This is a genomic window from uncultured Mycobacterium sp. (assembly GCF_964249325.1).
In the GTDB taxonomy this organism is placed as follows: Bacteria; Actinomycetota; Actinomycetes; order Mycobacteriales; family Mycobacteriaceae; genus Mycobacterium.
In genome coordinates this window covers 1-8,513 of record NZ_CAXUCH010000194.1, presented here as the reverse complement: position 1 = coordinate 8,513, position 8,513 = coordinate 1, and the positions used below count along the sequence as shown (strand labels likewise).

General features: G+C 66.6%; 10 protein-coding genes and 1 pseudogene. 3 read left to right on the top strand and 8 right to left on the bottom strand.

Going from position 1 to position 8,513, the window contains the following annotated elements; genetic code table 11:
• The 3 genes from ACFE99_RS19415 to ACFE99_RS19405 form a co-directional block, all read right to left on the bottom strand.
• Positions 1 to 566 (bottom strand): shikimate kinase (locus tag ACFE99_RS19415; protein ID WP_375488060.1); only part of this gene is annotated, 566 nt, incomplete at its 3' end.
• The gene (gene aroC / locus ACFE99_RS19410) at positions 566 to 1,777 is read right to left on the bottom strand and encodes a chorismate synthase (protein ID WP_375488059.1); all 1,212 of its coding nucleotides are present in this window, start codon (positions 1,775 to 1,777) and stop codon (positions 566 to 568) included. The genes aroC and ACFE99_RS19415, both read right to left, overlap by 1 nt.
• A 51-nt stretch (positions 1,778 to 1,828) precedes the next feature.
• Positions 1,829 to 2,830: a DMT family transporter gene (locus ACFE99_RS19405; protein ID WP_375488058.1), complete on the bottom strand. Its 1,002-nt coding sequence runs from the start codon at positions 2,828 to 2,830 to the stop codon at positions 1,829 to 1,831.
• Positions 2,831 to 3,054: 224 nt separating this feature from the next.
• Here ACFE99_RS19405 and ACFE99_RS19400 point away from each other — a divergent pair, with 224 nt between their 5' ends.
• On the top strand, positions 3,055 to 3,474 hold the full coding sequence (locus ACFE99_RS19400) for a carboxymuconolactone decarboxylase family protein (RefSeq protein ID WP_375488057.1): 420 nt from the start codon (positions 3,055 to 3,057) through the stop codon (positions 3,472 to 3,474).
• Here ACFE99_RS19400 and ACFE99_RS19395 read toward each other — a convergent pair.
• The gene (locus tag ACFE99_RS19395) at positions 3,429 to 4,100 is read right to left on the bottom strand and encodes a TetR/AcrR family transcriptional regulator (RefSeq protein WP_375488056.1); all 672 of its coding nucleotides are present in this window, start codon (positions 4,098 to 4,100) and stop codon (positions 3,429 to 3,431) included. The genes ACFE99_RS19400 and ACFE99_RS19395 overlap by 46 nt on opposite strands.
• Before the next feature lie 96 nt (positions 4,101 to 4,196).
• Between ACFE99_RS19395 and ACFE99_RS19390 the strand changes: the two genes are divergently transcribed.
• Positions 4,197 to 4,655, top strand: coding sequence for a GNAT family N-acetyltransferase (locus ACFE99_RS19390; protein WP_375488055.1), 459 nt, complete (start codon positions 4,197 to 4,199; stop codon positions 4,653 to 4,655).
• 213 nt (positions 4,656 to 4,868) lie between these two features.
• Positions 4,869 to 5,192, top strand: coding sequence for a tRNA-binding protein (locus ACFE99_RS19385; RefSeq protein ID WP_375488054.1), 324 nt, complete (start codon positions 4,869 to 4,871; stop codon positions 5,190 to 5,192).
• A 27-nt stretch (positions 5,193 to 5,219) separates the two neighbouring features.
• On the opposite strand, the pseudogene ACFE99_RS19380 reads toward ACFE99_RS19385, so the two are convergent.
• The 4 genes and pseudogenes from ACFE99_RS19380 to mltG all read right to left on the bottom strand — a co-directional run.
• A pseudogene (locus ACFE99_RS19380) lies at positions 5,220 to 5,575 on the bottom strand (nuclear transport factor 2 family protein).
• 374 nt (positions 5,576 to 5,949) lie between these two features.
• Positions 5,950 to 6,369 (bottom strand): prepilin peptidase, encoded by a 420-nt coding sequence (locus ACFE99_RS19375; RefSeq protein WP_375488053.1) that lies wholly within the window; start codon positions 6,367 to 6,369, stop codon positions 5,950 to 5,952.
• Positions 6,370 to 6,378: 9 nt separating this feature from the next.
• A complete protein-coding gene (locus ACFE99_RS19370) occupies positions 6,379 to 7,206 on the bottom strand; it encodes a shikimate dehydrogenase (RefSeq protein ID WP_375488061.1) in 828 nt (275 codons plus the stop codon).
• Between the two features lie 64 nt (positions 7,207 to 7,270).
• Positions 7,271 to 8,513 (bottom strand): endolytic transglycosylase MltG (gene mltG, locus ACFE99_RS19365; RefSeq protein ID WP_375488052.1); only part of this gene is annotated, 1,243 nt, incomplete at its 5' end.

Here is an 8,513-nt window from a genome sequence, read left to right as displayed (position 1 = left end):
GGCTCAGCCTGCGACGGTCGACGCCACGCAGGGCGGCGGCGTCGCGCGGACGCCGGCGCCGGATCCTCCAGCCGCGACACGATGTAGCGCACTACCGCGCCGGGATTGCGGCGGTTGGTGTTGACCCGCATCGTCGCGACCCGCCGGTACAGCGGAACCCGCTGGGCCATCAAACCGCGGAACTTCTCGGCCCGGTCGGGACCGGCCAGCAAGGGGCGCACGGTGTTGCCGCCGGTGCGGCGGATCCCTTCAGCCGCGCTGATCTCCAGGAAGATCACGGTGTGGCCGTCCAGCGCCGCCCGCACCCCAGGGGTGGTGACGGCGCCGCCGCCCAGCGAGACCACGCCGTCGTGGTCGGCCAGCACCGCGCGCACCACCTCTTCTTCGATACGGCGAAACTCCGTTTCCCCGTCGGTGGCGAAAATGTCGGCGATGTTGCGCCCCGTCCGCTGCTCGATCGCCGCGTCGGTGTCGAGCAGCTCAACCCCCAGCGCCTTGGCCAGCCGTCGTCCAATCGTGGACTTACCCGAACCGGGCAACCCCACCAGTACCGCCTTCGGCGCCATTACCCCGACGCCCTTGCGCGGTCAGTGACCGGCTCGCGCTCGGCAACCGAACGTAGGTATGCCTCGACGTTGCGGCGGGTCTCGGTCAGCGAGTCGCCGCCGAACTTCTCCAGCACCGCGCGGGCCAGCACCAATGCCACCATGGTTTCGACCACCACCCCGGCGGCCGGTACTGCACACACATCGGAACGCTGGTTTATGGCGACGGCCTCGTCGCCGGTGGCCATGTCGACTGTGGCCAGTGCCCGCGGCACGGTGGAAATCGGCTTCATCGCCGCGCGTACCCGCACCGGCTGGCCGTTGGTCATGCCGCCCTCCAGCCCGCCAGCCCGGTTGGTCGACCGTACGACGCCATCGCGGCCGGGATACATCTCGTCGTGGGCTTGGCTGCCGCGACGGCGCGCGGTCTGGAAGCCATCGCCGATCTCCACGCCTTTTATCGCCTGAATGCCCATCACCGCGCCGGCGAGTTGGCTGTCGAGCCGGTTCTCACCGCTGGTGAATGACCCGATACCTACCGGCAGGCCCAGTGCGACGGCCTCGACCACGCCGCCGAGGGTGTCGCCGTCCTTTTTTGCGGCTTCGATCTCGGCGATCATCGACCGCTCGGCGGCCTTGTCGAAGGCGCGCACTGGGCTCTCGTCGAGCGCGGGCAGATCCTCGGGCCGCGGCGGTGGACCGTCGTAAGGCTCCGAGGCGCCGATGGAGATGACGTGGGAGAGCACCTCGACCCCCAGCGCCTGGCGCAGAAACTGCCGCGCCACCGTTCCCGCTGCCACCCGGGCGGCGGTCTCGCGGGCGCTGGCCCGCTCCAGCACCGGTCGGGCGTCGTCGAACCCGTACTTGAGCATGCCGGCGTAGTCGGCGTGGCCGGGCCGGGGCCGGGTCAGTGGCGCGTTGCGGGCCAGGTCCGTCAGCTCTGACGGGTCAACCGGATCGGCGGCCATCACGGTCTCCCACTTCGGCCATTCGGTGTTGGCGATTTCGATTGCGATCGGCCCGCCAAGCGTGTAGCCGTGCCGCACTCCGGCCAGCATGGTCACCTGGTCGCGTTCGAATTTCATCCGCGCACCGCGGCCATAGCCCAGTCGCCGCCGGGCCAGCTGGGTTGTGATGTCTTCGCTGGTGACGGCTACCCCGGCGACCATGCCCTCCAGCACGGCCACCAGCGCGCGGCCGTGGGATTCACCAGCGGTGGTCCATCGCAACACGTGTCCCATCTTCCCATGTCGTCATCTGTCGCGGTTCTTCACGGGGATTCGTCACGAAGTTTTCGTTTCGTGCTGGCTGCCAACAGGTCGGGAGAAGGCGTTAGCGAACCATCGGGGTGCCGTCAGGGTTGGCCTCGCGATTACGACTACGCCGAGCACGATGAGGGCGCCCCCGATTGTGGTGCGGGCGCGCAGCGGTTCGCCGAGCACCACTACGGCCGTGATCGCTCCGGCGATGGGTTGCAGGCTGAATACCAGCCCGGCCCGTGACGCACTGACCGACGAGATGCTGCGGTTGAACGCAGCCATCGCGGCCATGGTGGAGCCGAGCACCGCCAGAGCGGCAACTAACTCCCCGGGTTTTGCGGTAGTGAAGTGGCTGCCCTGGTTAGCCCAGGACGCCACAACGTAGGGACCGACGGTCAGGGTTGATCCAGCGAATTGCCACGCGGTGACCGCGAGTCCTTCCGCTGAAGAGTGTGGCGTGCGCCGTAACCAGACCACATAGACGGCGCTGCACAACACGGCCGCGATCACCAGAAGGTCACCGACGATCTGATCGCCGGCTCGGTGATCGGTGCCCCCGGCGCCTACCGCGACCAGGCCGGTGCCGGTTAAGCCCAAGATGAGAGCGATCGCGCTGGCCGCCACGAGACGCTCGCGCAACACAAGCACCGCCAACGAAACGGTCACCAACGTCTCCGCCCCGAGCAGCAGCGATCCGCTAGTCGCGGTGGTGCGCGCCAGGCCTAGGTTCTCCAGCGGCCACGTCAAGCCGGGCAGCATGACGCCTTGGGCCATGGCGCGCGCAGCGCCGTGGGAGTGCAGGTGTCCGGTCGCAGCCGCCGCGAGCGCAAAAACAAGTGTTGATCCACCGAGCTCGACAACAAGCATGTCCGCTGGGGTTAGGCCACGCAGCGCCAGCACCGTCAACGCGCTGGCGACGCCGAATGCCACCGCCGCAGCCGCGACGCCGGCTTCCCCCACGCGCACACAGATCTGCCCACCGCCCGCTGCCTCGCCGCGGCCCACACCAGTCGATGGATCAGCCACGATGCTCCTCTTGCGCACTCAGTGTACTGGGTAGTACAACTACTGTACTGCAGAGTACACAGAAGCCCGTTCATGAGGAGCGAAAAAATGCCGCGCGTTGCAGCCGCCGAGTCGTCGACGACGAACCCCGACCAACTCCAAGCTTGGGCGGCGATCACCCAAAGCTGGGGACAAGTGCCGAATCTGGGTGCCGTACTTGCGCTTCACTGCCGCTTACCCGGGCGGTGCTAGCCTTCGACGCCGCGTTAAGCCAAGGCGCCTTCTCCGGCGCGGTGGCCGAGCAGTTGGCAATCGCGGTGTCTCAGGAGAACCGCTGCGCCTACTGCCTTGCGGCCCACAGTGCTGCGGCCCGCGCCTACGGCCTCTCGGCTGACGACATCGCCGCCGCCCGCACGGCGCAAGCATCCGAACCGAAGGTCGCCGCCGCGCTGCGCTTCGCCCAGCAGCTCATCCGGACTCGAGGACACGTTGAGGACGGCGAATTGGCCGCGGTGCGCGCGGCCGGGTGGCACGACGGCGAGATCGTAGAAATCGTCGGCCACGCGTTATCGACGACGCTGAGCAACTATCTGCATCATGTGAGCGCGGTGCCGATCGACTATCCGGCGGTGGCGTTCGCGTCAGATGACGCAGCGACTGCGTGAGTTCGTGAGCGCGACTTCGGCTTTGACGGCGGCGGGAGCGCCGCAGCCATCACCGTCTGCAGGGCGCGGCGCAACGGTTCAACATTGCCGCTCACATCAGCGAGCAACATCCCGCCCTGATACGCCGCGAGCAAACCCGCCGCCAGCATCGAGGGGTCAGTGCCCGCGCGCAGCTCACCGTTGTCGGCGACCCGCCGCAATCCCTGGGCGAAAATCTTTTCCCACCGGGCGAACCCGGCCTTCAGCGCCACGCGTGCCGCCCCGGTGTCGGCGTCAAGCTCATACACCAGAGATCCAATCGGGCAGCGGATCGGATCTGTAGTGGACGCATGCAGCCGAACGGCGTCCTCACACCACGCGCGCAGATCATCAGCCGTTGACATCGCGTCGAACGACGGCTGTATCGACGAGATCACCCGTTCCACCTGAAAACCGACCACGTCGGCCACCAAATCCGCCTTATCGGCGAAAAAGTGGTAGAGCTGCCCGCGTCCCACACCCGCCGCGGTCCCGATCTCGTCGAGCGTGGTCGCGCGCACGCCCTGCCGCGCGAACAGCACGCAGGCAGCCTCCAGCACGCGGACGACGGTCGCGCGCCCACGATCCGTTGCCGGCTTCGTGATCATCCACTAATTGTATCAAACGGTCCACTTAATGTACTCTCTAGTACAAAGGCGCTGCACGGCTGAATACCATGCAGCAATTCCGAAGACGAGGCACAGATGAGCGGCATGGAAATCCGCGCGGCGGGGCCGAGCGATTTGACGCGGCTCCTGACCATGGCGACCGGCTTCTACAGCGAAGGCCGTTTCACCACAACGGTTTCCGAGCTTCGGAGCAATCTGGCCACACTGCTACGCACAGACACCGCCCGAGTGGCGATCGCCGCCCGCCAGGACGACATCGTGGGCTTCGCCATCACGACCCTCGGCTTCGGACTCGAACACGGTGCCATCGCCGAACTCCAGGATCTGTTCGTAGAACCTGCTCACCGGCGAAGCGGAGTCGGCGCCGCACTCATCGAGGACAGCGCCAGCTGGGCCGAATCACGAGGCTGCCGCACCCTCGAACTCGTCATCGCACCCAACGGCAAAAACGTCGCCCACCTCTTCGGCTACTACGCCCGCCGAAACTTCACCGACCAGGGCCGAAGACTCCTGAGCCGAAACCTCAGTCACTAGTACAGCCGCCCTCGGTTGGCATCGCGATACATGGGCTTCAGCGGGCGCTGCGGCGCAGACAGTGACTGCCATGTGAGGATATTGCCAGCAGCGCAGTATCAGCAGGAGACATCGACACTGCTCCCAATGCAGCTGTAGTGATAGCGCATGAACCACGAAAGGTATTCGGCCAGAACACTTCTGGATAGGAGATAGATGTCCCCCACTACCACAATGGAAACCTTCTTAAATCTTGATATCCGCGTCGGGCGCGTGATCAAAGCGGAAACATTCCCAGGCGCCCGCAAATCTGCGTACAAATTATGGATAGATTTTGGCGAGTCAGGCATACGCAAGTCCAGCGCGCAAGTCACCGATCTTTACCACGTCGATGAGTTGAAGGACCGTTTGGTGCTGGCAGTGATCAACCTTCCGCCACGGCAGGTCGCCGACTTTATCTCAGAGGTCCTCGTGCTGGGAGTGCCGACGCAATCTGGCCGTGATGTGGTGCTGGTCGGCCCGGATCGCGAGATACCGCCTGGCCTCCGGTTGCTCTGAATTGCGACAGCGCTGTACGGCTGCTCTTTACACAGGACCGAGATATGTTCCATGTCCCTCGATGACCACATCGCCGTGAAACCGCAGGACTTCGCTGACCAGGCCATCATCTTGGTTGCGGTACACGATGACAACGATGTCGATTCCTTGGAAGACGCCCTCGATGACGAACCGCAGGTTAGGGATTCGCTGCAATGCCTGGGTCCAGTAGCCCCGCAGTGCGGGCTTGCCGCGAACCACCCTGCCGTTTCCGGCAAGAGCTTGGCGGCAACCGGTGAGGTGAACACCACGTCATCGTGGAAGTGCTCAAGAACCGACTCAACGTCGTGGGCATTCCATGCCGCTACCCACTGCTTACCAAAAGCGACCGCATCAAGGTTCACGTTGGGCACTATAGTGTCGGGCGGTTGCAGCCCAGCAATGTCACGACTGGCAGCCTGTCGCCTTGCGGCTGCATCACTTTGCTTGCGGCTGCACCTCTTTGAGAGAACTCATTCCCGGACGCAGCCGTGTAGGTGACTCTTCGGGAGGCCTGTGGTCAACGAGCGCGTGGCCGCAGGTATGCCAATGAGCTCATGCAGTGGCTGATCGTTAGACATTGCGAATGTCGAACGTGCAACTGGATTGGGGTGTTGCAAGCCATCGAGCCACGGCACATCGGCTGTACATGCGCAACCACCCGCAGGTAGCAGCTCATTTCACGTTGACGATTTCGCAGACCGAACGGCAGAGCTCCAAGCGCGGCGCCGGGGTGGCTTCAAATGAGAGCCAGCGCAATAGCCGCCGTGCTCGCCACACACATCGACGGCCCATGCGGCACCGTCGGCCCGGAGCGGCGCAGCACGGCCACAAGCCCGCACAGTCCCGTCAGCAGCGGCCCGGCGAACGCCGCCAGAAACCACACCTCGACACCGAAGCAGCCGGTCAACGCGCCCAGCCCCAGTGCCAGTTTGACGTCGCCAGCGCCCATCGCCCTCGGCGCGGCCAGATGCACGACCAAGTACACCGCAGCCAGGGCGGCCGCCCCAATTAGCGCAGGCCCGGCACTACCCACGACAGCGGCGCCTAGCAGGATCGCCGCGGCGCCCGGGAGGGTGAGCCAGTTGGGCAGCCGACGTTGCGCGAGGTCGTAGAAGCTCAGCGCCGCCATCCACAGCAGCACCGCCCCCGCCAGCACTCCGGCAGGCTAACGCAAAGCAGCCGCCATGGCGTGCCGCGGCGCGGGCAGCCCTGTGAATTGTTCGACTTGAGCGAGCGCCTGGTGCAGCAGCATCTGCAGGCCGCTGATCACCCGGCCGCCGGCGCCCGCCACCGCAGCGGCCAGCGGTGTGGGCCAGGGGTCGTAGACGGCGTCCAGCAGCACCGGAACGCCGGCCAGCGTTTCGGCGTAGCGCGCGGCGACCTCGGCGGGGAGGGTGCTGACCAGCACCTCGGCGGCCGCCGCTTCGTCCGCCAGCGCGTCGCTGTCCAGCTGACAGAAGCCAGTCGCGACCCCGAGCCGGGTGCCCAGCTCGACCAGTCGTGCGGCTTTCTCCGCGTTGCGGGCGACCACGGTGACCTCATCGACGCCCAGCTCCGCCAATCCCGCCACAGCCGCCGGCGCGGTGCCGCCCGACCCGACTACGACGGCGCGGCCGCTCACCGCGCCGAGCGCGCCCGTCACACCGTCGACGTCGGTGTTGTCGGCGCGCCAGCCCCGCCGTGTGCGCACCAGGGTGTTGGCCGAACCGATCAGATCGGCGCGGGCGGTGTGCTCGTCGGCGAACGCCAGCGCGGCGAACTTGCCCGGCATCGTCACCGAGAAGCCCACCCACTCCGGCCCGCAGCCGCCAACCACGCGGGGCAGCTCGTCGGCGCCGCATTCGATGCGCTCGTAGGTCCAGTCGCGCAGCCCCAGCGCACGGTAGGCGGCCAGGTGGAGCTGCGGAGAACGGGAATGGGCGACCGGCGACCCGAGCACGGCGGCTTTTCTCGCACGCTGTGCCCGATTGCGCTCTTCGCCGCCGCGTTGCACGCGGCTACGCTCATCGCGCCCCGCCTGATTGCGCTCTTCGCCGCCGCGTTGCACGCGGCTACGCTCATCGCGCGGAGTCGAGGACACCGTTGTGCTTGGCCAGCTCGATGTTCGCTAGGTGCTGGTGGTAGTCGCGGGTGAACAGGGTCGTGCCCTGCGAGTCGATGGTGACGAAATACAACCAGTCACCGGGTTCGGGATGCTCGGCGGCGTGCAGCGCATCCACCCCTGGAGAACAGATCGGCGTCGCCGGCACGCCTTCCGAGACGTAGGTGTTCCACGGGGTGGCCTGCGCGCGATCGGCGTCGCTGGTGGCCACCTCGCGGCGGTCCAGCGGATAGTTCACCGTCGAGTCGAACTCGAGCGTGCGGTGCTCACGCAAGCGGTTGTAGATCACCTGGGCGACCTTGGGGAAGTCCTGCGGCTTTGCCTCCTCCTGCACCAGCGACGCCACCACCAGCACGTCGTAGGGCGACAGGCTCAGCGAATTCGCGGTGTCCAGCAGATCCGAGCGCACGTACATGTCGGAGCTGTTGTTGATCAGCGTCGCCAAAATCGACTCGGCGGAATCCGACGGGTTGACGTTGAACGTCCCGGGCGCGATCAGGCCCTCAATGCGACGGTGGTCGTCGCCCATCGCGGTAACCGGCTCGGTCGCCCACTGCGGAACCGACAACGCCGTCGGCGGACGAACCCGGCCCGCCGCGTTGCGCAGGTCGGCCAACGAAACACAGCGCGTGTTGCCGTCGAGCTCTACGCAGGTAGCGCGGGAGATCAACGTGAGGATCCCGGGGGTCACCGCGTTGGTCTTCATGTCGGTGGTGTCGTCGAGCTGACGTCCTTCGGGGATGACCAGCTTGCCCACCCGGTTGTGCGGGTCGGCGAGCCGCTGCACCGCGGACTTCGCCGGGATCTCGGTGCGCATCCGGTAGTAGCCCGGCTGGATCGCCGAGATCGCGGCGTTGCCGTGCGCGGCGTCGACGAACGCCCGCACCGTGCGCACCACGCCGTGGTTGAACAACGTCTCGCCGACCGCGGTGGTTGAGTCGCCGGAGTGGATCTGGATGACAATGTCGCGCTTGCCGCTGCCGGTGTAGTCGTTGTCGGAGCCGAAGACGGTGTGCCACAGCTTGGAGCCCACGAACACCGCCGCCACGACAACGACGACGAGCAGGCTGACCGCCAATCCGCCGACGATGCGCCGGCGGCGACGGATGCGCCGGTCGCGGAGACGCTCGGAGCGGCTCTTGCGATGCCGGGGCGCACCCACCGCCACGGGTTTGGCGCGCTGGCGATCGCCACGGGAT